At 45.0% G+C, this 24734-nt stretch carries 19 protein-coding genes; 3 read left to right on the forward strand and 16 right to left on the reverse strand.

All coding sequences use genetic code 11. From position 1 onward, the window contains the following. Positions 1-14: 14 nt before the first annotated feature. Complete coding sequence (locus tag MHM95_RS04660) at positions 15-227, reverse strand: PGPGW domain-containing protein (RefSeq protein WP_022946889.1); 213 nt, start codon at positions 225-227, stop codon at positions 15-17. 151 nt (positions 228-378) lie between these two features. Between MHM95_RS04660 and MHM95_RS04665 the strand changes: the two genes are divergently transcribed. Next, complete coding sequence (locus MHM95_RS04665; protein WP_239384489.1) at positions 379-3420, forward strand: FAD-binding and (Fe-S)-binding domain-containing protein; 3042 nt, start codon at positions 379-381, stop codon at positions 3418-3420. Here MHM95_RS04665 and MHM95_RS04670 read toward each other — a convergent pair. Next, a complete protein-coding gene (locus tag MHM95_RS04670) occupies positions 3417-4604 on the reverse strand; it encodes a cation:proton antiporter (protein ID WP_235418342.1) in 1188 nt (395 codons plus the stop codon). The two genes, MHM95_RS04665 and MHM95_RS04670, sit on opposite strands and share 4 nt — an antisense overlap. Before the next feature lie 11 nt (positions 4605-4615). Then, the gene (locus tag MHM95_RS04675) at positions 4616-5827 is read right to left on the reverse strand and encodes a tyrosine-type recombinase/integrase (protein WP_235418341.1); all 1212 of its coding nucleotides are present in this window, start codon (positions 5825-5827) and stop codon (positions 4616-4618) included. 87 nt (positions 5828-5914) lie between these two features. Between MHM95_RS04675 and MHM95_RS04680 the strand changes: the two genes are divergently transcribed. Continuing rightward, positions 5915-6484 carry a YSC84-related protein gene (locus MHM95_RS04680; RefSeq protein ID WP_022946885.1) on the forward strand — a complete coding sequence of 190 codons (570 nt, stop codon included), beginning with the start codon at positions 5915-5917 and terminating at the stop codon, positions 6482-6484. 332 nt (positions 6485-6816) lie between these two features. On the opposite strand, the gene MHM95_RS04685 is transcribed toward MHM95_RS04680, so the two are convergent. From MHM95_RS04685 to asd, 4 genes are all read right to left on the reverse strand, one after another. Then, positions 6817-9972 carry an HD domain-containing phosphohydrolase gene (locus MHM95_RS04685; protein WP_239384491.1) on the reverse strand — a complete coding sequence of 1052 codons (3156 nt, stop codon included), beginning with the start codon at positions 9970-9972 and terminating at the stop codon, positions 6817-6819. A 71-nt stretch (positions 9973-10043) separates the two neighbouring features. Beyond that, positions 10044-10247: a hypothetical protein gene (locus MHM95_RS04690; protein WP_045979997.1), complete on the reverse strand. Its 204-nt coding sequence runs from the start codon at positions 10245-10247 to the stop codon at positions 10044-10046. A gap of 181 nt (positions 10248-10428) precedes the next feature. Next, positions 10429-11187, reverse strand: coding sequence for a transporter substrate-binding domain-containing protein (locus tag MHM95_RS04695; RefSeq protein ID WP_053909431.1), 759 nt, complete (start codon positions 11185-11187; stop codon positions 10429-10431). A 104-nt stretch (positions 11188-11291) separates the two neighbouring features. Beyond that, a complete protein-coding gene (asd, locus tag MHM95_RS04700) occupies positions 11292-12407 on the reverse strand; it encodes an aspartate-semialdehyde dehydrogenase (RefSeq protein ID WP_239384493.1) in 1116 nt (371 codons plus the stop codon). Between the two features lie 262 nt (positions 12408-12669). Between asd and MHM95_RS04705 the strand changes: the two genes are divergently transcribed. After that, complete coding sequence (locus MHM95_RS04705; RefSeq protein ID WP_052698258.1) at positions 12670-13089, forward strand: hypothetical protein; 420 nt, start codon at positions 12670-12672, stop codon at positions 13087-13089. Positions 13090-13143: 54 nt separating this feature from the next. Here MHM95_RS04705 and MHM95_RS04710 read toward each other — a convergent pair whose 3' ends face one another. From MHM95_RS04710 to MHM95_RS04750, 9 genes are all read right to left on the reverse strand, one after another. Continuing rightward, a complete protein-coding gene (locus tag MHM95_RS04710) occupies positions 13144-15843 on the reverse strand; it encodes a TonB-dependent receptor (protein ID WP_045980212.1) in 2700 nt (899 codons plus the stop codon). Positions 15844-15938: 95 nt separating this feature from the next. Next, positions 15939-17543, reverse strand: coding sequence for a hypothetical protein (locus tag MHM95_RS04715; protein WP_053909429.1), 1605 nt, complete (start codon positions 17541-17543; stop codon positions 15939-15941). A 253-nt stretch (positions 17544-17796) separates the two neighbouring features. Further along, on the reverse strand, positions 17797-19101 hold the full coding sequence (locus MHM95_RS04720) for a tetratricopeptide repeat protein (RefSeq protein ID WP_045979993.1): 1305 nt from the start codon (positions 19099-19101) through the stop codon (positions 17797-17799). A 46-nt stretch (positions 19102-19147) separates the two neighbouring features. After that, positions 19148-19753 carry an energy transducer TonB gene (locus tag MHM95_RS04725; RefSeq protein ID WP_022946859.1) on the reverse strand — a complete coding sequence of 202 codons (606 nt, stop codon included), beginning with the start codon at positions 19751-19753 and terminating at the stop codon, positions 19148-19150. 12 nt (positions 19754-19765) lie between these two features. Continuing rightward, complete coding sequence (locus MHM95_RS04730) at positions 19766-20176, reverse strand: biopolymer transporter ExbD (RefSeq protein ID WP_022946858.1); 411 nt, start codon at positions 20174-20176, stop codon at positions 19766-19768. Positions 20177-20218: 42 nt separating this feature from the next. Beyond that, positions 20219-20746: a MotA/TolQ/ExbB proton channel family protein gene (locus tag MHM95_RS04735; RefSeq protein ID WP_022946857.1), complete on the reverse strand. Its 528-nt coding sequence runs from the start codon at positions 20744-20746 to the stop codon at positions 20219-20221. 3 nt (positions 20747-20749) lie between these two features. Continuing rightward, the gene (locus tag MHM95_RS04740; protein WP_130146395.1) at positions 20750-22117 is read right to left on the reverse strand and encodes a MotA/TolQ/ExbB proton channel family protein; all 1368 of its coding nucleotides are present in this window, start codon (positions 22115-22117) and stop codon (positions 20750-20752) included. A 12-nt stretch (positions 22118-22129) separates the two neighbouring features. Then, positions 22130-22885, reverse strand: a complete 756-nt coding sequence (locus MHM95_RS04745; protein ID WP_239384495.1) for a DUF3450 domain-containing protein — start codon at positions 22883-22885, stop codon at positions 22130-22132. Positions 22886-23266: 381 nt separating this feature from the next. Next, positions 23267-24538 carry a sugar MFS transporter gene (locus tag MHM95_RS04750; protein ID WP_239384497.1) on the reverse strand — a complete coding sequence of 424 codons (1272 nt, stop codon included), beginning with the start codon at positions 24536-24538 and terminating at the stop codon, positions 23267-23269. Positions 24539-24734 lie beyond the last annotated feature (196 nt).

Below are 24734 nucleotides of genomic sequence, written 5' to 3' on the forward strand. Positions count from 1 at the left end.
CTCGCCCTTTATTGTTATCGCTTCGCTAGTTTTCTATCTAATAGCTGACACCCTTTGCTCAGGGTACTTTGGCAATAACGTAAATATTTTCGAGCCCCTGGGTAATGTACTGCAAGTAGCGTTAAGCCTATTAAGAAGAAAATGACTGACGGCCCTGGTACCACAGCAAACACTATCCCCAGTACAAAACAGAGCGCGGCAGCTAAGTTCATTATCACCTTTTTCATCTGTTTTTCCTAAATATAAAGTATTGATCTTACCTTAGCAGGAAAGCGTATGAACAGGCATTCCAATTTGTAACAATCTGTACATTCTTCAATTTAGAACTGGTCGCATCATGGTATAATGTGCGCGTCCGTCACCAAGAACAATTCCAGCATGATAGCAAAGTTAACTGTAGAGCAAGTCAGTTCCGAGCTGGTACTGCATTATCTAAAAACTATAAAAAAAGAAGGCTTCAGTGGTGAAGTCGATGCCACTTATGGCACGCGATTGCTTGCTGCAACCGACAACAGCGTGTATCAGCAAATACCGCAAGGCGTGATCTTTCCCAAAACAAACAAAGACATTCAACTAGCCCTCAATATTGCCTCGCATGATCCGTTTCTTGAACTTACTTTTGGCCCGCGCGGCGGTGGCACTGGCACGAATGGTCAGTCGTTAACACCAGGCATCGTTATCGATTTATCTCGTCATATGCAGCAGATAATCGAAATCAATGAACAAGAAGGGTGGGTACGGGTGCAAGCCGGCGTCATTAAAGACCAACTTAATGACTTTTTGCGTCCTTATGGATACTTTTTTGCGCCAGATTTATCGACCAGTAATCGCGCCACTATAGGTGGAATGATCAATACTGATGCGTCAGGGCAGGGCAGCTTAGTCTACGGTAAAACCTCTGACCATACTTTAGCAATAAAGGCTTTTTTGGCCGATGGCAGCGAGCTGGAAACACAGCGTATTAGTCGCGAAAAGGCCGAGTTGATTGCCGAGCAAGACACCTCTGTTGGCAAGCTATATAAAACGGCCCTTGATGTGAGCGTAGGCAACCGCGAGCAAATCCTTAAAAAATTCCCACGACTCAACCGCTTTTTAACCGGATACGATCTTGAACATGTGCTTAGCGATGACATGTCTGAGTTCGACCTCGGTCGGTTGATCACCGGCTCAGAAGGTTCATTGGCAATTGTCAGTGAAGCAAAACTCACTATTACTCCCATCGCTAAGTTCAAAACGCTGATTAATATTAAATACGATAGTTTTGACTCAGCACTGCGCAACTCCCCATTTTTGGTAGATGCCGAAGCGACGTCCGTAGAGACGGTCGACAGCAAAGTGCTTAACTTAGCGCGTGAAGACATTATTTGGCATTCAGTATCGGACTTAATTACAGATGTACCCGGCCAAGACATGCAAGGGCTGAACATGGTCGAGTTTAATGCCGAACGCAAAGAAGATATGCGCGATAAAATAGACGCCTTATGCGCTAAGCTCGATAAATTAATTGCCAACAAAGACGCTGGCGTTATCGGCTATCAGCTCACAGATGATGTCTCGGAGATTCAGAAAATTTACGCGATGCGTAAAAAATCGGTCGGCTTGTTAGGCAACACCAAAGGCAAGCAAAAGCCATTAGCCTTTGCTGAAGATACCGCCGTACCGCCAGAAAACTTAGCTGATTTTATCGCTGAATTTAGAGCATTACTTGATAGCCACAATTTACACTACGGCATGTTTGGTCATGTCGATGCCGGTGTTTTACATGTTCGACCCGCGTTAGATATGTGTGACCCTGAACAAGAAAAAACATTGCGCACGATTTCAGACCAAGTCGTTGCATTAACCGCTAAGTATGGTGGATTGATGTGGGGAGAACACGGTAAAGGCTATCGCAGTGAATATGGCCCCGAGTTTTTTGGTGAACAGCTATTTAATGAATTACGACGTATCAAAGCGGCATTCGACCCTCACAATAAAATGAACCCAGGGAAAATTTGTACGCCCCTTGAGTCAAATGACCAATTAGTGAGTGTGGATGACAAAAAGCGCGGTTGGTTTGATAGACAAATTGATATCGCGGTGCGTGACAGTTTTGATACCAGCATGAACTGTAACGGTAACGGTTTATGCTTTAATTATGATGCAAGCTCACCGATGTGCCCATCTTATAAGGCCACGGGTGATCGACGCTTTTCGCCAAAAGGTCGCGCAGGATTAATGCGTGAATGGTTAAGGTTACAAAGCGAGCAGGACGTTGACTTATTGCAAGAAGAAAAAGCCATATCTAAAAAAGAAGGGCCCACATGGTGGGAACGCTTTTTAAATTCAAAAGCAAAGCGCAGTGGCGAGTATGACTTTTCTCATGAAGTGAAGCAGTCAATGGATGAGTGTTTAGCATGTAAAGCGTGTACAACTGCATGCCCGATCAAAGTCGATGTGCCTACATTCCGCGCGCGCTTTTTAAATTATTACTACAGCCTGTATAACCGGCCAGCAAAAGATTATTTAGTAGCAAGTATTGAGCAAACTGCGCCACTATTGGCTAAATTCTCGAGCGTAACAGCCCCTGTTATGCAATCGAACCTTGTTCAAAAAGCGATTAAAGCGACTTTAGGTTATGTAAATACGCCTACACCAAGTCACCCAAATTTAGCTAAACGTACGCAACAGTTGCGCAAGTTTGATTTACAATACCTTAATTCCTTAGATGCGCAGCAAAAACGCGACTATGTGTTGATAGTGCAAGACCCATTCACAAGCTTTTATGAAGCAGAACTTGTTGAAAGTTTTGTTAAAGTGGCACAAGCTTTAGGCAAACAGCCGATTTTGTTGCCGTTCAAGCCTAATGGTAAACCGCAACACGTAAAAGGTTTTTTAGCCAAATTCGCGAAAACCGCTAAAACCTCAGCCGACTTTTTAAATCAGGTCAGTGAACTCGGTATCCCAATGGTCGGGCTCGATGCCTCCCTTGTGTTATGTTACCGCGATGAATATGCCACTATCTTGGGTGACAACCGAGGTGATTTTGAAGTCCTCGTAGCCCATGAATGGCTGGAAGATCAACCGTTTAAACAGGCAGTATTCGAACCAACACCTGCTTATACTTTGCTCAGTCATTGCAGTGAAACAACTTCTCTTCCACACAGCGCCAATGTTTGGCAGGGGATATTTTCTCGTGTTGGCTTACTACTTAAACCTCAGGCAACAGGGTGTTGTGGCATGGCAGGGACCTACGGCCATGAAGTACAAAACCAAGAGAACAGCCGTACTTTATATGAATTGAGTTGGCAACAACCCGTTCAGCACACTGATCCTTCGCGGTTATTAGCAACGGGATTCTCATGCCGTAGCCAAGTAAAACGGTACGCGCAATTTAAGCCCAAGCACCCAATAGAGGTGCTAGCGAATGTGCTTAGTTAATTTCTATTTTTATAGGAATTAGCAATCGGGCGAGTGGTGATCCCATGAATGAAGACACTCATCAAAATGGTGAGTGTCGCTAACTCGGCTAAGCCATTTTCAGTAGACTCTAACACCATTAGCGTAAATACAATGGATGCCAACCCCCTTGGACCAAACCAAGCAAGCGTAAATTTTTCTTTTAATGACAGTTTGTTAAAAGGAATTAAGCTCAACATCACCGGGGCCACACGTACTAAGGTTGCAGCTAAGAATGCAAATAATACTTTATAAATATTTAGATCTATTGTTTGAAGTTGTATGAACGCATATGCACCGAATAAACACCAGATAAGATAGGCAAAGAAGTCTGCGATATGCTCACTGTCTTCTATTAGTTTTTCATCATCGTCGGCACGATAAAATTTATCAAAAACCAAACCACCTACAAATGCCGCAACAAAGCCACTGCCGCCAAGGAGTTGGGCGAGGGTGAACACACTAACAGCGACCGACAAAACTAAAAATGGACTCGATGATTTCTCAAAGTAATGGCGAGTAGCGCTTAGCTGAGTAAGCTTTAATGCCCCATAGGTAACACTGACACCAACAATGAGTGCGATACCTATTTCTTCAATGAGAAATGTAAGCATCGTCGCCGCACCTTGAAACTCACCATGCTGCCAAGAAAGAAACAAGAATAAAAATATAGGAACGCACATCCCATCGTTAAGACCGCTTTCCACATTGATCGATTCACGTATTTTTTCTGGAACACTTTGCGATTCGAGCAAGCCTTTACTAAGCGCAGCGTCTGTAGGTGTTAAGATGATGGCCAATAGTGCTAAGGCAATAATGTGCATGTGCGGAAAAAGTAAATACCCCAAAGCAAACGTAGCAAAAAACGTTATCGGTAAAGCGACGAACAAAAGCACTAAAGGATACTTGAATTGCGACTTTAGTACATTAATACGCGTCTTGGCTGCATCAGTAAACAGAAATACCGCAAGTGTCAATTCAACTAGTGGTAACAGCGCGCTCAATGGCTGATCCACTTTCATTGCATCGCTAAATGCCCAGGCGAGCGCGGCACCGACAATAACAAAATACATCGGGCCAGTTAATTCAGCCCGAGCCAATCTACGAAAGGAAACTGAGTAAATAAAAAATGCTAAGCCCAGGGCAGCTGCCAATTGATATTCCATAAATGCAGTTCCTAAAGTTTACGTTTAACACCCGATTTAGCGCGCTCTTTTATATTCGTTTGAATATAAATTTGATCCGTGGTCGCAATTTTTGCATGACCTAAATCTTCGGACAGGTGCTTGAGCGGCCTTGAAGCAGCATCGTGAGTTGCCCCCGTATGACGCAGCCAATGAGCAGTTGCTGCTTGTAGCTTTTCCGCTTCTTCAGTGAAGCCATCGGCTACCAGCGCTGAGCTGGCCAATTCAAAACTTTGCGCAACAAGGCGGCGAATTTGTCTAACCGTCATTCCGCCTTTCCCCCGTATTTTGTGAATAAGTGGGTAGGGCTCATCAACACGGGGCAGGGCACTTAACCCCCTATACAAACGGTAGCGTTTTAAATACGCAATAAAATCTTGGCTTAACGTAACATCACGGAGTTTGTTACCTTTGCCCATAACACGCAAAAACCAAAAGCCATCAGCGTCTTGCCAAAAATGCGACATGACAGGAGACCAATTAGTACGCTCAGACAACTCAGATATCCTTAAATACAGGCCTTTCAAACAGGCTAAAGTAAAAAGGTTACGTTCTAGATCAGGGTCTTCCTGACATTGCTCTTCGGTTACACGCAGTACATATTCCCACTGCAAATCACTGAGAGTATCCGGTTGATTGATTTGCGACTGAACAACTAAATAGGGGCAGTTCTTTTTAACTACCGGGACAAAGTTCGCGAATGCTTGCTCTTCTAAAATAGCGAACTTATAAAATACATTAAGTGCTGTAAAAGTCGCATTTAAACTTTGTTGCGATGGCTTTGTCTCGCGTGCTATAAACGGTCGCCATTTTTCGTTGGCTTTACGTAAACCTTGATGCTGTTTAAAGCGCCATTGCACCGAGTCGGAACACCAGGCTTTATCTGGTTCAACAACAAAATCAATGTAGTGCTCAATATCTTCTCGTTTCAAAGAAAACAAAGAACATGTTTTATTAAACCAAGTCCACAAAGCAAAACGTTCTATCTCATTACGAAACCGTGTAAAAGTGGCATCTGACTTTCGACCGTATACGTATAAAAATCGGTAGATAAATAGCAAGTCTTGTTTAACTTCAGCGACGTTTAAGCTTTGTTGAGCTATAAATGCAGCAAGTTCAGGGTATTCGCTGTGCAACGTATCATCTTCAAGATGCGCTATTTGATAGCGAAGTTGTTTAAAGGTATCGACTAGTGGCGTAGGCATACTGACAACTGGACTACAATAATATAAGGCATAGCTTACCATAAAGTCCGATACTGTCTAGTATTGGACATAAAGAAGGGGTTCTAAATGAAACTATCGAAATCGGTGCTAACGTATTCTTTTATTTTCACTTTGTTCGCGGTGCTGACTGGATGTGCAAGCACTGGCACGCCAGCGCAGAAACGACAAGTAGTTCAAGATATGCGCAGTGATACTCTTAATCGCCTTTATGACCAGAAGCCGGATGTTCGTAATCAACTAACCTCTGCAGCAGGTTACGCCGTATTTGATAATGCCAATGTGAACGTAATCTTTGCAAGTTTTGGCGGTGGCTATGGTGTTGCAAAAAATAATCGCACCGGCGAATGGACCTATATGAAAATGGGTGAAGCTGGGCTAGGGTTAGGCTTAGGAGTTAAAGATTTTAATGTGGTGATGGTGTTTCATACCGAAGATGCACTCAATTATTTCATTAAGAATGGTTGGGCATTTGGTGGTAACGCCGATGCTGCTGCAAAGCATAAAACTGAAGGTGGAGCCGTTGCCGCTGAAGCCCAAGTTGGCGATGTGACTATTTATTCCATGACTGAAACAGGGTTAGCTCTGCAAGCAGTTCTAAAAGGAACCAAGTTTTGGAAAGATGACGAGTTAAATTAAAATCAAGTCCTTTCGGCTCACGGAACAGTGAGCCATTCGCCTTCGAATTATGAAAACGCCCCTCAAATAACAGCTCTTCCTCTTTAAATAAACAGGTCTATCTTAAGGAACTTCACTAAAACAGGGTATTTAACATAACATAAACTATAGGATATGATTTCTCTATAAACCTATTAACACGAATATAAGAAGCTCACTACCTCGCGCAAAGTTTGATCGCAAGTCTGTCAACAGCTTTCGTGTTGCGCTAGCGGAATCTTTACCATACAGTATGTGCTTATGTAAATGTTTTGGTTCTTGCTATCTTCAGACAACAAACTGCACAATGACGACTACCCGATTATGTAATCTTTGATATCAACGTCATCAATTTGCGAGTCGTTAAGATGTTGCCTTGCGTAATCCATGTAAGCACCGCTTGTTAAGAACAAAGCAAATAGATCTTTATCTATATGCCTATCTTGCGCCATAAATTTCATAATTTTCAGTGATTGGGATAACGTTTTTGCTTCCTTATATGGTCGGTCATTTGCAGTCAGCGCTTCGAAAATATCTGCAATGGCCATGATCCGTGCAGGCACTGACATTTGCTCAGCAATTAAACCTCGCGGATATCCTCCGCCATCCAACTTTTCATGATGCCCACCAGCGTATTCGGGTACACGCTGTAAATCCTCTGGTAACGGCAGAGTTTCTAACATGCGAATGGTCGTAATAATATGCTCATTAATAATATACCTATCTTCATTCGTTAAAGTACCCCGACCTATTTTCAAGTTATATAACTCGCCAAGGTTTTGTTTATTTTCTGTTGGCTCCATATTAAAACCAAAGCCTGAATTGCGACTAAATTCCCTTTCATTACGTGCAAATATATGGCGTTTTTTATCCGCAAGTAAATACTCTTCACCTTCAGTGGTATGCTCAAAATCTTTCATCCGACGCTGTTCGGCCGGGGATAACCCAAGGCAATCATCGAAATTTCGGTACCATGTTTGCTCAGCTATCGACTCCAATCTACTGCGCTCTTGTTCAGACATCATTTCCCCACCGACATTGCATTTAGCAACAAAAGCAAAATCTTCCTTTAGTTCCTTTTGCCGCTGTTGAAGCGTTGCATAAAACCCTAATTGCTCTTCAGGCTCTCTATTTACGGCTTCAAGATAATCGATACGAGCATCTCGGTATAATACTTCAAAGCGCATACGTATTTCGTGAATCCGATTATATATACACTCTAACTTAGAGCCTTTATCAACAATATGCTCCGGCGTCGTAATTTTTCCGCAATCGTGTAACCACGCAGCGACTTCAAATTCACGCCATTGCTCTTTGGAATTAAAACCAAAGTGCGCAAATGGCCCCTTTTGTTGATTGTTCGCTTCTTGCGCCAACATCATCGCCAGTTCTGGTACGCGAGCACAATGCCCCCCAGTGTATGGCGATTTTTCATCGATTGCTTGAGCAATAAGCTGAATAAATGCATCGAGCAATTCCTTTTGTCCGGCCTCAAAGTCACATATTGATTCAGACATATTAACCATGGCCGATGAAAGTTGGTGAATTTCCTCTATGTGAGAGTCGACATAATGAACATGGTCATAGTCTCGTTGGCCAATCTTCTGATTTTCTTCAATTAAGCGTTGAATGGGGTTGGCTAGATTACGCGCCATTTGGGAGATAATGATCAGTACTATAAATAACACAAATAAGGTTACTAACATGGCCTTTTTTACTTGCCATTGCAGTTGCGACAAGGCCTCATCCTCGCTGACTATGAGCGCGATGTATTCCTGATTCCCAGAACCAATGAGCCCCTCAACACGCGATATATAGGCATAATGTGTTTTGTTACCAATTTCTATTTCGTGCATGCGATCGCGAAGAGGTGCTTGTTGGGCAATATCCAGTAACTGCTTAGAGGGCAACTGTGAAAGCTCTGCACGCCGTCTGGAGCTGTCAAAGTCTAACCACTTTTGTTTTAGATCTACTTTCAAACTTGGTTTTAGTTCATTAATAGCCCGATTTATAAACGTCATCAGCGGCGCTAAATCCTTTCTTACCGTGTGATGAAAGTTGAAGTCACTTTGTGATTTTAGTTCACTAATTTGGGTTACTTTTTCAAGCCCTTCAATATAGAAGTAAGCTTGAATATAGTTAATAACCACCTCATCATCGAACACAACATCAACTTCCCCTCTGTTTAGACCCTTCAGCGCATCGAGGGTATCGTTGTATTCAATAAAGTGGGCGTTGCCCATACGCGCTTTTAAAAACTTTGTCACTGCGTAGCCTTTTTGCGCGGCAATACGTAACTCTTTAAAGTCACTTAAACGTTGTTGCCCTTGTGCCTCCCCCTGGCGCATGGTGGCAATTATCCTTGTTTCATAGTGGCCATTTGCAAATACACAAAATTGCTCACGCTCTTCGTTTTTCATAAGTCCAAGTAACATATCTATTTTGCCGGACTTTAACTGCTCCACTAGTTCCGGAAACCGATAGCCATTGATAAATTGCAGCTCGACCCCCAGTTTCCTCGCCAATAAACGAATATGCTCAACACTGTAACCCCGAGGTTGCCCCGACACTGAGTACTCAAATGGAGGGTAATCATCCATAACCCCTACTCGCAAAGTATCGACTTTATCTAAATAAGCACGCTGACGATCGTCTAAGGTGATAGGTGTCACGTTGAGTTCTGATGGCGCATCAACACGTTGCTCTATACTGACTTCCCCATTGTCATCAAATAAATAGCCATTGCCGGTTAGGGTATAATCAGGTATGTCCATGTATCGAGACAAAGAAGATAGCAGCACGGTGGTCCCCGCTACCACGTTATTTTTGCCGGTAATCGCGTAACTCGTGCCAGGGCGACCTATAAAGCTAAACATATAGGGGGGCATTTTATTTACACTTTGATGTGATGCGTTCTTAAACCACGGCCTTTGCCGAGCATCGTAGTCTGTTGGCTCCTCAGTTTGTATGCGAACGTTAAGCTTGGAGTCGAGAAATTGGGTATACCTTTTCCTATCGCCGCCCTGATTATATATTTGTACAACAACCCAGCGGTCGTTAGGTGCTGCACCCCACACGCGCCTAATCCCGGGAGTGGACTCTAAATTAGATATTTCAAAGTAATCGCCGTTACTAAAGCCGTAAAATAATGAAAACACCTCTTCTTGAGCACTTAATAAAGCACTAAAGCGAGCTAGTTGCTCGCCGCTAATGGATCTCGCACTGCGAATATTTTGCAGCTTAATTACATTGGCGAGGCTTACCGCAGCCTGCTCTTGACGTCGCGCTTGGCTGGCAACCTGAGTGGCGATTAATTCAAACTGCGTTGCCGCTGCGTTTTTTGCAAGACTACTACTAAAGTAATAGTGTAGTGATATAGCCGCAATAGCCGTGAAGGCACAAGCAAATATGAAGGTTGTTATTAGCGTAACGCGTATTGTAAAACGCTTTTTCTTGTTGTTAACTTCCATGCCAGCATAAATATTTTTAAAGCGGAAGTTAAAAGTATAGGTAGGTATTTCAACACTATGAAATATTTAGCTTAATTATTTTCTTGTTGACGCTGTTGTTGAAACCGCTGATAGTTCTGTTTTTGTTGCTCTAAGCACGCAAAATAGTCATCATCATTTTTATATGCACACTCGTCTAAGCGTTGAGATTGGGTTTCATGATAACGCTGGGTGCCCTTACAAGCACTCAGGGAGAGCATACACACCACGGGTAAAATATAGCTGAATTTAGTCATTAGGCAATAGTTAGAAAACAATGAATGATAAATCAAAACAAGGTCTCTTCGCACGCTTACATCAAAAAAAGCAGTCAAAATTGGACCAGAGCAAGCGCCAAAAAAAAGTTATCTCTTGCTATGCGCAGGATCATCATAAGGCAATTGCTGAACTTATTAAACAGTGGCTTAAATAAACCTATTACTGGGTATAGTTATTAACTATTTTTTCCAACTCGCCATTACGCCTTAACTTATCTAATAAGCGGTTAGTATAAAGCATATTGATACGCCCGTTATCAGTTTTTGGAAACTGAAACTGGTAAAGAGCTGTGTCTATGGGGCGGTTACTTTTAACTAATTCACCCACCAGCTCAGGTCTTGACCTCAACAGATAATCATAAACATGCTCTGCAATTACAACAGCACTGAGTTGCCCATGCTCTTTGTCTGCCAGGGCTTTTAGCATATTTATTTCAGAGTAAAAGTTATCCCGGACCATGTTGCCGTTATTAAGCAGCGGCATTAAAGTTGGATAGTGGTAGTCGAAGCGGGTTCCAATTCGCAACGGCTTTTGGCGGTCGTTTGCTAACCTTTGCAGTTGTTTTATATCATTGATTGCTGGGCCGCTTGCCGGATAAACCAACACATCATTCACTTCAACTATCGCGTCACTCCAATAATAGTGACTGGCGTTTGCAACCCAGCGCTCGGAATCAAAGCGGTAATGAATTTGCCCTTCGTGTAACAACTTTAATGAGCGCCGTGAGGTATTTGGCTGCGCTTTATAGGCATGATCACTAAACGAGTTCAGCGCCACTAATAGGTCAGGAATAATGCCTTTAGTGGTATCACCCACGATACTATAAGGAGGGTAATGATCTGGTAAGCTGCCCTTCAACTCGTGAGCAGACACACTGAGCGCACTAACAAGGACAAATAAGCCAACAATAAAACGCACAGGCAAGACTCCTACCAACACATTGCAGGTATACTAGGAAATGCGCTGGTAAAAGTCTAGCTAGGAATAATAAAAAGGCACAAAAGTGCCCTATTTACAGCAGCTTAGTACCCGTTACAGATAATTTTCAGCATTCTTCTAAGCGGTTCTGCCGCTCCCCATAGTAGCTGATCGCCCACCGTAAATGCACTAATATAACGAGGCCCCATACTGAGCTTGCGAATGCGGCCAACAGGAATTCGTAAAGTCCCTGTGACATTGACAGGGCTCAACTCTTCGCTCGATGCACCACGCTCGTTGGCAATGACATCGACCCATTCGTTGTGACTCGCAAGAATTTGCTCTATTTTGCTAACGCTAACATCCTCACGCAATTTGATGGTCAGTGCCTGAGCGTGGCAGCGCATCATGCCTACACGCACGCATAAGCCATCAACCGGGATAGGTTGCTTCGAGGAACCCAAAATTTTATTGGCTTCTACTTCAGCCTTCCACTCTTCTTTGCTTTGCCCTGACGGCATTGGCACATCAATCCACGGGATCAAGCTACCTGCTAGTGGCACACCGAACTGATCATAATCCAGTGAACCATCTTTCATTTTATTCGCAACTAGCTTGTCTATTTCTAAAATAGCGCTCGCAGGGTCGGCAAGTTGCGAGGCAACGACACCATGAATATCACCCATTTGCTTAAGTAATTCTTTCATATTGCGCGCACCGGCGCCGGAGGCCGCTTGATAGGTCATGGGGCTAACCCACTCAACTAAATCTTGTTCAAACAAGCCCCCCAATGCCAATAGCATCAACGATACCGTGCAATTACCACCGACGAAGGTTTTTACACCTTGTTCGAGACCTTGCTCGATAACATCATGATTCACCGGATCGAGTACAATAATGCTCTCGTCGCTCATACGCAGCGCCGAGGCGGCATCAATCCAATACCCGCGCCAACCACTGTCGCGCAATTTACCATAGACTTCATTGGTGTAATCGCCACCTTGACAGGTCACAACAACATCCATGCCCTTGAGCGCGTCAACATCGTAGGCGCTCAACAAAGGTTTAGCATCGCCGCCAATTGCCGGGCCCAACTGTCCTGTCTGTGAAGTGGTAAAATAGGTCACATCAATATGAGTAAAATCATTTTCTTGTTGCATCCGCTCTAGCAGTACGGAGCCAACCATCCCCCGCCAGCCTACTAAGCCTACTTTTTTCATTACAGATTCCTCTTACTTACAAGTTTATTCATATTGCGTGAGACCCAGCGAGCACTGAGAATCTCTGACAATAGCACTGCAACGCCCCAGGCACTAGTGGCTTAGATACAACTTAAAATTATTTCATATAGCTAATATCACCCGATTCGTTAGTCACAATTTATTAACTATTCTGTCGCTATTTTGAAAACACTTGATGGTGTAGTAAGTAGGTACACAGGCAGTCGGAGGTGTGCATTAACAATTAAACAAGGAAATAGTCATGAATTTATTCGTAACCTCTATCGCGGCACTGACTGTCGCAGCACTATCATCAACAGCCTCAGCTCAAAGCTCAGCGGTCAATTTGGCAGCACCAGACCAAGAGCAAGTAAGCTTTACGCGCGCTGAAGTGAATATGCTCAACAAACAAGGTTCATTAGCCGCTTCAACAGTGACCTATTATGGCCCGAAAGTGTGGGTTAATGGGCGTTTAGAGTCCTTCTTTGTGGGCTCAACCAATGGCAACACCTTTTGTGAAGCACGCGGTCACAATCAGGAAGTTTCTGGAAGTACCGTTACCTGTGGCGAAGATGAATCGTCTTATGCTGATTATGACTGGTATGGCAGTGCGTGGATTAAAAAAAGTACGGGCAGCAAAAACCAGTGTTATCCTCTTTATGCGACTATTAAATGCCGTTAATACCATATAAAAAAGCCCAGCACTGGCTGGGCTTTTCTTTGTTGTTACCTGAAACTAGAACTCATATGCATAACTTACGCTGAATTCTACGCCTTCTTCACGTGAACGCACTACGATGTCTGACTGCGTCACTTCTTTTTGCTCGTCTAACAGGTTTTGGACTTTGAATTTCACTTTAGAGTTGAAATCTGGGTACCACGTGTACACTAAGTCTAACGAGTGAAATGGTTGCTCATAGGCATCATCACGCCCCGCTACGCCAGCGGCGAGAATACGCTCACCAAACACGTTATAGACCAATGACGCACTATGAACGCCATCAGCAGAGTCGTAATTTAGCTGCATATTGACGACGTATTCAGAGTGACCCGTCATACGCTTAGTTGGGTTAGTTAGGTTTCCGGCTAAAGCAGGATCTATCTTCGCTTCGGAATCACTTAAAGTAATATTACCGCTGGTAAATAGTCCATCGCTCAAGAACGTCAGATCTTGAAGCCATTCTGCTTCTATACCATACACCTCAGCAGTTTCACCATTGACGAAGGTCGCGGAGTAGTCTTCATCACCAATACGCAAAACGGTCTCAATGGGTGCTTCTATATCCTTATAAAAGGCAGCGACACTGTAGGAGTTCCCTGCTTCACCGTAGAATTCGTAGCGAAGGTCGTAATTCTTAATCGGACTGCTCTTAAGACCGACGCGACCAAAAGTACGAATATCGGTTAGCGGGTCAAAATAGGTGACAGGGACCACTTCACGAAAGTCAGGGCGCACTACGGTTTCACCGTAACCGGCTCGAACTTGATATTGCTCTGCGCCAATATAAGTTAATGACAATGCGGGGAACCAATCATCTTCTAAGATAGTGCCATCTTCAATGTTCTCGGCAGACCAAATCGTTTGCAAATCTTCGCCATCAAAAATAAGGCTAGACGTACCAACTGAGGTTTGTTTGAATTCCTCATATCGTATACCGCCGCTAATGCGCAACCATTGGTCATACATTACATCGAATGAGCCATAGCCAGCATCAATCTTTTGACCAGCAATATAGTCATCAGCATCTGGTGGCGTTGGTTCGTTAAAATCGACCAAAATGGCGTTGCCATCGATAAATTGGTCGCTTAAATAGCCGCTGTTAGTCAGCGGATCGCGACTGCCATCGTTGACATTGATCGCAGCACCAGCACTGTTGTTCACAGTGAAGCTAGAAGTGTTGTAGATTCTTGCTCGATCCGAAAAGTCATAACCTACCTTAAACTCGACATCGACACCATCAAACATCAAAGGCAAGTTAAAGTTACCACCATAGGAAGTTACACGTTCTTCCATATCGGTGTATGACATGATCACGCGGTTGTCGTCTCCGGTGATCTCAGACCCCGCGTAACGACCGTTTTCGCCGTATTGATCGCGAAACTCAAAATCAACGTTGGTGGGAATATCTGTGGTTGCTTTCGAACGCGTATACTGCCAATCAAAGCCGACTCCCCATAAATCCAAGAAAGTATGCTGTCCAAGGAACTGGGATACATTGAGCTTACGCTCTTCAAGATTGAATTCGTGATTGCGATTTGCTAAACCGTCACCGGCAATGGTAAACGTTGAACTGCCCGCCGGGCTTTGTGAAATCGCTACTTCCGTTTCGTCTTCATTATCGACAATATAGAGTTGTTGAGCAGAAATACTATGTGTATCGAAGGTGTAACCAAGGCTTGCCGTGGCGTTATAACGCTCGTTCTCGGTCGTTACTGTCGAATTTTTCACGGTGTTATAGCACGAGTTTGCAACCTGCTCGGCAGAATCTAGGCTAGTCGCACAACTGCTATCGACATCTTGTGCAATCACAGATGAAAAGCGAGTTTGTGCATCCCATTCGTTAACATACGCACCTGATAGTAAAAAGCCAATACGACCGCCGAAGTAATCCTCTTCAAAGCTATTGCCAATGTGCGCTTTGACGCCCATTTCAGGGTCAAGTGACTCTTCTTTCAGACCATAGTTTCGTGGCAATGACTTTAACAATTGGTTATTGATAGCGGTCGCTTGCTGAGCACGCGTTCCTTGCTCATTGTCCTGCAAATAGTCTCTGTTAACTATATTGTTGATGCTAAAGTTTCCTTGATAGCGAACAATCGCATCTTTCATTGCTTGTGGAACGCCGGCATCATTACCATCATAGGTATAGCCTTCATCCGCTGTTGTGTTATAGCCAACGCCCAACTCCACTCCGGCAACAAAATCGCTGGGGATGGATTTGGTTCTGATGTCTATGTTACCGCCACCGAACGCCGCAGGCATATCGGGAGAGTAGGCTTTTTGCACCGCCATACTTTCTATGATGCTTGCTGGGAAGATATCCAGCGGCACGACGTTGCGAGTGAGGTCGGGGCTAGGGATATAGGCACCATTCAATCTAGCACTGGAATAACGCTCGCCCAGACCACGAACATAAATAAACTTACCATCAACTAATGTCAGGCCTGTCACACGACGAAGCGCTGAGGCAGCGTCACTGTCGCCAGTACGTGATAGTTGCTCGGCTCCGAGAATATCAGCAACGAATGCCTGATTTTTTCGTTCTTCAACCACAGCTGCAGCGCTTCCTTGAAGCCGAGTTCCTACAGCCACAACCTCTTCTATTTCATCGTTCGCTGCGAGCTCTGCTTCAGCTGCGATTAGGCCATTAGTGTGGACAAACAATCCCAGGCCAACCGCGAGGGTGAGTTTGCTCAGCCTATGTTGTTTAAACATGATATACATCCTAATCAGTTTGACAAAAAATAGGCGCCTACTGCTTTGCTCAAGCACCAAGGCGCCTCAATTTAACACTCTAAATAACTAGGCTTTTAGTCTTGAGCCGCTGCATTAACAGCAGTCTCAACCCACTTATACCAGCTAGAGCTTGTGTCCTGATCAGATACCGCGCCGATGTAATCTACGCTCTCAAAGAAGCTTGAGTCTAGGCCACTTAAATCGTTAGCATTAATTGAAACATCTGCTGAGGCAGTGTTTGTTGCAAAGCCATTTTCAGCCAATACCGATACATCATCAGTCAAAATTTCGCTACTGCCGCTATTTTCGAACCAAGACGCCTTGGTTTGCCCTGCTAATGGGCCCGCTGCGAATGTATCTGTATCGGTGAAGTTTGAAGAGCACGCCATCACTGAGTTATTAAACATGATGTTATCGGCTTGCTTTTCGCCATCTGAAGTCACTTGAATACAGCTGCTGTTTACCGCATTTTTCTTAACCAATAAGGCGTTGTAAATGCTGGCATTGAACTCATCGTCGAACTTGTAAGCTTGCGAAGGATCATCATCTCGCACAGAATTGCCATCTGTGGTCACGATGGTGATGTTAGCAAGGGTCGGGTTAGTTGGGCCCACTTGCGGTGAAGACTCGCCCTTAACACCATCAGATTCGAAACCGTTGTTGCCCATGTTCACCACAGTGCCGTCGTTCAAGGTCACAGTACCATGTTGTACATATAAGAATTGACCTGCACCCTGCCAACCCGCATCAAAGTCGAATGAATCATCCTGCGTGTCGGTAACAACAATGTGCTTAATCGTCGCTGCACCGCCAAAGAATTCAATACCATCATCGAAACCTTGGTGAATATGCAGGTATTCAAACTCTGAACCTGAACCCACTGCATTTAATGTAAGTGAATTAAGGTCATCGCCTTCACCCCCTACTTTAGGACCTGAACCTGCATACCAAATTTTGGCCCACTTGATACTACCGCTAGAATCAGTATTGTCGTCACCACCGAAGTAGCTAGTGATCCCCTCAGAGGCAACGTTACACGTGCTTGCATCACGCTCTGCATCAGTACATTGGTCAGTGATACCATTACCATTAATAATGATACCGCCCCAATCTGCATAGCGAGCACCTTCACCTGCGCTATCAAAACGGTCGAAGGCATTAGCTGAAGTGAACGTAATAGGTTTCTCTTCGGTGCCATTAGCTTGGATTTTTGCGCCACGAGCGATACGAATAATGGCTTCGCCAGATTGGAAGGCCAAGGTAGCACCAGGCTCAACTGTTAGCGTTGGGCCATTTGCTGGAATTTCAAAACCTTCTGTGGTGTTGCCATCTTCACCGATTAACAGTGCTTGCTCAAATAAGTGCACACCATTATCTGGGATTTCAGAGAACGTAATGTTGCTGGTGATTTCAATAGTTTTACTGGCAAAGGAGTCATTGTAAATACAGTCACGACCATCAAATACACCTTGGACCGTACCAGAGTCAGACTCGTAGCTGGCACATTCAAAATCATCGGAGTTGTCACCACCAGATGTATTGTTTGAATTATTAACACTGTTATCTGTATTTGTGCTGTTGTCATTTACAGTTGGGGTGATTTCGATGTCGCCGCCACATGCTGCCAGTGTGACTGCTGAAGCCACTAGGCTGACCTTGAATAAGTCAGATAGTTTCATTGTTATACTCCGTTGAATGTCAATTATTGTTAACGCATTTAAAAGTTACGACATACAATACGGTGGCTTTATGACAATGAAGTGACACTTATTTAAACATATGATGACATGATTAAGTTATTAATATTGTTACTTAAAAAGATAAAAGCCACCCGAGGGCGGCTTTGGTGTTGCGATTATGGTTGTTAAAGACCAGGCACAGTTATTTAATATTTATATTAACTAACTCTATTATACCTAATCATAAAACACTTTATAAAAGCGCCTGCTTTAATGTCTCAGCATGCAGCTTTTCATTTTTTACATATTTTATCCATTGTTGCGCCAAGCGCTCAGAGCGCTTGTGTTTCTCCGCCTGTTCGAAGGCCAAAATAGAGGCGTCAAAGTTCTGTAAGTTAAACTGCGCCATCCCTAACGCCACATACGCATTAGACTCATGCTGTAGACCCCCTTTCTCCAGAGCTGCCCTGGCCGCATCCGCCGCCTCTGCATATTGCTCGAGATTCAAGTGCACCTCAGCAAGGCGTTGGTCATAAATACCTTCTTGGCTTTGCTTAGCCGCTTTTTCAAAGTAAGCAAGGGACTTGCGCTCTTCTTTGGCTTGTACAAAAGCTTCTGCTATGAAGGCATTGTTTTTAACATTATCTGCGACGACACCTTTGGCTTGCGCGGTTTTCATAACTTTTGCAGCCTTATAAGGTAAGCCGTTGAACATATAAACCTGGGCTAAGTTTCGTAAATCCGATTTGCTGGTTACAAAGCCTTGCTGATAAGCAGCCTCAATAGTAGCCAGTTGCTCTTTCTCTCGTCCAACCTCGCCATACATACCGCTTAATTGCAGCCAGTATTCGGGCTTGTTGTAAAGCGCAATCATTTTCTCAATCACCGCCACAACCTGCTCTGGTTGTTGTAATGAGTAATACAAAGCACGTTGCAATACCAGCCAGTTTTCCTTCGGTGTTTTCCCGTCTTTTTCCGCAAGTGCAATAGCTGTGTTTATCGCTGCCAATGCATCCTGATATTGGCTCATTTGGTAATAGGCTTGAGATTTCAGCACGTAATAACTGTCAGGCTGCGCTTTGGTATTGACCTTATCCCAACGGGTCAGGTAATCAATCACCCCTTGATAATCATCGTTGGCCATCGACAGCTGCGCCAATGAAAACAGCGTGCTGAGCGTTAAACTTTCAGGAATATCCGTCTGAGCAACAACATTTTCAAAAGCATCAATGGCTTCACCCAAGCGGTTTTCATTGTAGTAAATGAAGCCATAAAAATTGTACATCATGGCCTTTTCGTAGCTATTCATGCTTGAAGCACGCTCTTTAACAGAGTCAAGTGCCGCTAGCCCGCCTTTTACATCCCCGTCATCAGCGAGCTTTTGTGCCCGCGCTAATTGGCTATAAACCTTATCGCGCAGTGCCGGCACGCGTTTGGTTTTTTGCTCTGCATGGGCGCTGGCGAGCGCCACCGATGGGATCATACTGGCCATGCTCGGCAACACTAACGTCGCCGATGTTAACCCTGCAAATAGCAGCAATGAGTTCAGTTTTGTCATGGTAAACCTCTTAATCGCAACAGGTGCCCACTGCGGGGCACACTCATTAACCGTTGATTTGGAAGGTGATGCGGTTTTGCACCCCTGCCACTTCGACCGCCTCGCCATTAACGATACGCGGCTTGTATTTGAATTTTTTAGCCGCATCCATTGCAGCTCTATCGAAAATACTCTCAGGCTCGGCTTTAAGTACCTTCGGGTCGCGTACGGTGCCTTGTTTAGTCACTGTAAATTCGACAATGACATAACCTTCAATACCGCGTGATAAAGCTCGGCGTGGATACACAGGCGAGACTTTAACAATGGGCAAATACTCACCGTCGCTGCTTTCTAGCGCCAAGCCTTTACCAATGTCGACATCAGCACTGACATCGGCAGCAAAGTCGAAATTACCGCTGCTGGCGTTAGGATCGCTGCTTTGTGTTTGCGGCGAGTCCATCGGTGGTGGCGGCTCTTTTGGCTTCGGTGGTTTCTGCGGTTTACGCTCTTTTTTCTCGACGGTTTCTTCTTGCTTAAGGCGCACAAAATCAAGTACGTTGCCTTTAGCTGGCTCAGTCATGGCTCCCTCGCCACCGGAGATTAATGCCTGCATGCCTAAAAACAGCATAAAGGTCACCACCGCAGCGACTATCAGGGCGATAAAATAACGCATGATGGCAGCTCCTTAGGCCTCTTGCGCCGCAATCGACACATCAAATACGCCCGCAGCTCTGGCGGCATCCATCACCTTGATCAGGGTATCAGTAGTGGCTTTCTTATCCGCTTGAATCACCACGCTGCCTTGCGGGTTTTCGGCTTTTAAACGCTCGATATTCGCTTGCACCGCGCGCACGTCTACTTCCCGTTTATTGATCCACACCTCGCCCTTATCAGAGATAGCGACAAGAATATTGGCGCGCTCTTTTTTCACCGCCGTTGCCGCTTCTGGGCGGTTTACATCAATACCTGACTCTTTGACAAAAGACGCGGTAACGATAAAGAAAATAAGCATGATGAAGACCACATCCAGCATCGGCGTCATGTTAATTTCTTCTGCTTCTTCTTCTTGAAATATTTTACCTAAAGGGGCTCTCATTTTTTTCTCCTTGCCTGTGCCCAAGCACAGGCATCATCGCAACTAGTGGTCCAAGACCATTTTATCTTCTAACAATTCGACTTCTCGTTTGGCGCGGCGCTGTAAAAATGTTGAGGCAAACACCCCAGACAACGCGCCGACCATCCCGGCCATGGTAGGGATAGTCGCTTTCGACACCCCAGAGGCCATGGAACGGGCACTGCCGGTGCCAGTAATAGCCATAACGTCAAATACCTCAATCATGCCAGTTACTGTACCTAGCAGACCGAGCAGCGGACATAGTGCAACCATGACATTGATCAGAGCAAGATTAGCGTTAAGCTTCATTCCCGCCCGTGAGATCATCGCTTGGCGAATTTGCTCGGCATTCCAGCTGTTACGCTCGCTGCGGTTTTGCCACTGCGTGCGCACCGATTTTTTGTACTTGCCATAGCCATGGAAGAAGTACATAAAGCGCTCCAAAATCAGCAACCACATGGCAAAGATGAGGATGCCGATGACCAGGAGCACTTGGCCACCCGTATCGAGAAAATCACGAATTGCATTGATCCAATCAATCAATAGCACCATGATTTACGCTCCCTTTTCGCTGCGCTCAGCAATAAGACCGGCACTTTGCTCTTGCAAAATGAGCAACAAGTTCTTTGAGCGTGTATTAAGCAGGGTATAAAGGAATACCGTCGGTATAGCGACGACCAAACCTAGTACCGTTGTCACCAAGGCTTGAGATATGCCCCCAGCCATTAACTTAGGGTCGCCGGTGCCGAATAAGGTAATCGCTTGGAAGGTATTAATCATACCGGTGACCGTACCGAGTAAGCCCAGCAGCGGCGCCACCACAGAGATGATTTTAATAAGCGTGAGGTTACGCGTGATTTTTGGCATCTCGCGTAAAATTGCTTCGGACAGTTTCAGCTCAAGGGTATCGTGCGCCACGTGAGGGTATTGGTCTTTCACCTTCATTACACGCCCAAGCGGATTATCGTCGCGGGCAACATCGTCTTTAAGCTGGCGACGAATTTTGCTGCCAATAATAAGCAAAGAAATGAATCGCTCAATGGCAATTAATAGCGCCAATGCGCCAACCGCTAGAATCACATAACCCACAGTGCCGCCTTGATGCACCCGCTCTTCAGTACCTGGAGCCTGAACTAGTAAGCCTAAAATAGAGCCGCCTGTTGGGTCCAACGCGAACTGCACAAAGCCGTCAGTGGCTTGTTGTAAGTCTTGTGCACTGGCGGTGTAACGGTCTACGGGCTGGCGAGTCAATTCAGATAAGGTATCGGTGACATTGTTGTACTCAAGGTACTTGCCATCGGCAATAAGGTTAAATGCGCCGACACGCAGCACTTCTTTGTTTTCTTTAGCGCCGCCGGCAACGATCACTTCGGTATTAAAGCGTGTGACTTTGCCCTGCTCGGTCATCTCTCGCTGCAGCTCAAACCACACCTTCTCGATGTCTTCGATAGAAGCAAGTTTCGAACTTGAACCCATTTTTTGGGCCATCTCTTCCATAAACTCATCACGCCCTGGAAGCTGTGCTGAGATAACCGAAGTAGCAAACTTATTGGCACTCTCGCCTGCTTCTTGCTGAAGCACACCAAACAATTCTTTGAGTGTGCCCATGCGGTTTTGCAAGGTATCGGATAGCTGTGCAAGTTTTACTTCGTTTTCTTCGAAACGCGTTTCTAGTTGTTCAGACTCTTGAAGCTTGGCGTTGCGAGTTTGCTCAGCCTGACGCAGCATCTGTAATTGTTCGTTTTCGCGGGCCATAAATGCCTGCTCACGCTCTTTATTTTCCGCAGACTGGGCAACTTTACCCTGCTCGAGTGTTTTTAATAGCGCATCTAAATCCATAGCATCTGCGGCTAAAGCAGAGTGCGATAACGCCAAAGTGGCAACTAAGGCTGCGCTTCGGGTAAACTGTTTCATTAATTTCATTGTCGGTACCTCTTATTCCGCAGCTTGGATAGGCAGGGTTAACATGTCTGGGGCTAGCTGTTTACGCGCAATACGCAGACCTTTGTTAATTTGGCTAATGGCCGAATCATCCAGTTTTACAAATGCTTTTTGTTCTTTATCCCAGGCGCCGGCTTGCTGGCCGTCACGGGTCAAATAAATAAGCTCTAAGCGACCAATGCGCAGGAAATCAACCTCGCGTTCTTTGCCATCTACATCCTGTAAAGCGGTATAGGCCTCGATGGTGCGACCATAGTCGACCTCAACCTGATAGGCTTCGAGCACACGGCGGAACTTTTCACTTGATGCCACGTCGGCGCGCTCCATCAAAGCATGCAACTTAGCAATACGCTCGCTGCGCTCTTGCTGTAAAAAAGGCACATCTAGGGCAACAAACTGTTCAAGGCCATTGATCATTCGCAACATCAGTGGCGTGATTTGTCGCTCGATCACCGATACTTGGTCCATCGACGCGTTAAGGTTGTCCATTTCTTCAACTTGATTGGCAATTTGCTTTTGCAACTGCGCGTTGTAGACGCTGAGGCCGTCTATTTCTTTGTTGAGAGCCTTAAACTTTTGCAAGCGGTTTTGCATTGAATCAGCGATGTTATCGATTTTATTTTGAGATTTTTTCGCTAACTCATTAATTTCACTGCTTTTGTTTTTAACAGTGTCCAGTTCATTAGCCATCAGCACGGGGCTGGTGGCCGCCACAACTGTGGCTAATATCAGGGGTTTAACGCCTTTCATCGCATACACCTTATGTTTAGCTCGAATGCTTAGCCGGAAATCCGACACGAATGTAAGATGTGCGAGAGTGTAGAGAAGGAAAGTGACAGTGGTGTTGCGCTATTAATACAGTTTAATTACAGCTGTAACAATTGTGCCATATAAGTGACGTTAACTGGCCGCAGAGGCGTACGTGTGCGAGCTCATCTGTGTATACCCGTATTACAAAGGAGAACGTTTGGTAGCAAGCTTGTTGGGAGCCAAAAATAGGTGAAAGATAAAATGGAACGTTCCAGCGGATATTGGTAAATAGGAGTAATGAATACGTATTCACCGACCTTAAAACAAAACCGCCCTGACAAGCATCAGGGCGGTGTTTCAAAGCTTAAATATATCGTACTGCTATTTTTCGATTTTCTCTTGCCACTTTCCTTGTAACTTGGGTGTACTCATCGCATACCAAGCGATATATACGTAACACACAAGCGGCACGTAGAAGCTTAACTGCAAACTCACAGTGTCGGCTACATAACCTTGGACGAGAGGAATTAACGCACCACCAACAATGGCCAAGCATAACCATCCCGAGCCGCGACTGGTGAGTGAGCTAAGAGCCGCAATAGCAAGTGTGAAAATGGTGGGGAACATAATTGAATTAAACAAGCCGATAGCCAGTACAGACCACATGGCCACCATCCCTTGGCTATTAATAGTGACAAGCAGCAATACAATGGTGGCCACAGCATTAAAGAGCAGTGCTTTGTGCGGCGCAATTTTTTGTAATGCTGCCGAGCCAATAAAGCGCCCGACCATGGCACCGCCCCAATAATAAGAAATGAGGTGGGCCGCCTCGTGCTCAGCTAGACCAGCAATGTGCGCTTCGCCAAAGTAATTAACTAGAAAACTACCAATGGCTACTTCGCCGCCAACATAACAAAAGATAGCGCCAACACCGAAAACCAAGTGAGGGGCTTCTAATAAAGAGTGGTTTTTGGCTTTGCAGTCGAATTCCTCAGTGTGCTCTTTGATCACGGGTAGCTTCAACACTGCAAAGACAACGGCAATCGTTAATAGCGCAGCGGCGAGCATTAAATAAGGAATTTTTACCGTGTCCGCTGTTGCAGCCTCGGTAACCAGTGCAGCACTGCCGCCAAACAATAAAATTTTGCCGATAATAGGCCCCACTGTGGTGCCTAACGAATTAAGAGCCTGCGCCAAGTTTAATCGACTGGAGGCGGTTTGCGCCGGGCCTAAAGCGGCCACATAGGGATTAGCAGAGACTTGTAGAATGGTCACCCCAGAAGCTAACACAAATAGTGCGCCTAAAAACAACCAATACTCGTGTACGACCACGGCTGGGTAAAACAGTAAGCAGCCGATAGAGGCAACGATTAAGCCACTGACAACACCGTTCTTATAGCCAAATCGCTTAACTAAGTAACCCGCTGGCAACGACATAATGAAATACGCGCCAAAGAAGCAGAACTGGATCAGCATGGCTTCGGTATAGGTTAAGTCAAAAACTGCTTTCAATCTGGGGATCAGTAAATCGTTTAAAACGGTGATAAAGCCCCACAGAAAAAACAAGGTGGTCATCGCTACAAGCGGCAAAGTATAGTTGCTTTGTTTATCTGCCGATGCAACGTAAGCCTGATTATTATTCATCTCACTCACGTGTTGTTCTCCTTCTACTTGTTGTCTCGGATTCTACACATCCACATAACAAGATCACAGAATATTTACTGGAACGTTCCAAATCATATACAACTAACATTCGGCTTTTTTTATCGCTGACGAATGAATCTGCGACAGGAAAATACGGCTAAGCGAACATATCGGCCAATGAAATTAGCAACTCGACCTTGAGTAG

The sequence above is a fragment of the Pseudoalteromonas sp. CnMc7-15 genome (assembly GCF_022347925.1).
Lineage (GTDB): Bacteria > Pseudomonadota > Gammaproteobacteria > Enterobacterales > Alteromonadaceae > Pseudoalteromonas > Pseudoalteromonas ruthenica.

What these genes read in the sequence shown, in the direction of transcription:
- MHM95_RS04675 (WP_235418341.1), bottom strand. Translation starts at nt 5,827, where the DNA reads ATGCCTACGCCACTAGTCGATACCTTTAAACAACTTCGCTATCAAATA.
- MHM95_RS04670 (WP_235418342.1), bottom strand. Translation starts at nt 4,604, where the DNA reads ATGGAATATCAATTGGCAGCTGCCCTGGGCTTAGCATTTTTTATTTAC.
- MHM95_RS04685 (WP_239384491.1), bottom strand. Translation starts at nt 9,972, where the DNA reads ATGGAAGTTAACAACAAGAAAAAGCGTTTTACAATACGCGTTACGCTA.
- MHM95_RS04745 (WP_239384495.1), bottom strand. Translation starts at nt 22,885, where the DNA reads ATGAAAGGCGTTAAACCCCTGATATTAGCCACAGTTGTGGCGGCCACC.
- asd (WP_239384493.1), bottom strand. Translation starts at nt 12,407, where the DNA reads ATGAAAAAAGTAGGCTTAGTAGGCTGGCGGGGGATGGTTGGCTCCGTA.
- MHM95_RS04740 (WP_130146395.1), bottom strand. Translation starts at nt 22,117, where the DNA reads ATGAAATTAATGAAACAGTTTACCCGAAGCGCAGCCTTAGTTGCCACT.
- MHM95_RS04680 (WP_022946885.1), top strand. Translation starts at nt 5,915, where the DNA reads ATGAAACTATCGAAATCGGTGCTAACGTATTCTTTTATTTTCACTTTG.
- MHM95_RS04725 (WP_022946859.1), bottom strand. Translation starts at nt 19,753, where the DNA reads ATGCGTTATTTTATCGCCCTGATAGTCGCTGCGGTGGTGACCTTTATG.
- MHM95_RS04720 (WP_045979993.1), bottom strand. Translation starts at nt 19,101, where the DNA reads ATGACAAAACTGAACTCATTGCTGCTATTTGCAGGGTTAACATCGGCG.
- MHM95_RS04730 (WP_022946858.1), bottom strand. Translation starts at nt 20,176, where the DNA reads ATGAGAGCCCCTTTAGGTAAAATATTTCAAGAAGAAGAAGCAGAAGAA.
- MHM95_RS04710 (WP_045980212.1), bottom strand. Translation starts at nt 15,843, where the DNA reads ATGTTTAAACAACATAGGCTGAGCAAACTCACCCTCGCGGTTGGCCTG.
- MHM95_RS04660 (WP_022946889.1), bottom strand. Translation starts at nt 227, where the DNA reads ATGAAAAAGGTGATAATGAACTTAGCTGCCGCGCTCTGTTTTGTACTG.
- MHM95_RS04665 (WP_239384489.1), top strand. Translation starts at nt 379, where the DNA reads ATGATAGCAAAGTTAACTGTAGAGCAAGTCAGTTCCGAGCTGGTACTG.
- MHM95_RS04735 (WP_022946857.1), bottom strand. Translation starts at nt 20,746, where the DNA reads ATGGTGCTATTGATTGATTGGATCAATGCAATTCGTGATTTTCTCGAT.
- MHM95_RS04715 (WP_053909429.1), bottom strand. Translation starts at nt 17,543, where the DNA reads ATGAAACTATCTGACTTATTCAAGGTCAGCCTAGTGGCTTCAGCAGTC.
- MHM95_RS04690 (WP_045979997.1), bottom strand. Translation starts at nt 10,247, where the DNA reads ATGACTAAATTCAGCTATATTTTACCCGTGGTGTGTATGCTCTCCCTG.
- MHM95_RS04705 (WP_052698258.1), top strand. Translation starts at nt 12,670, where the DNA reads ATGAATTTATTCGTAACCTCTATCGCGGCACTGACTGTCGCAGCACTA.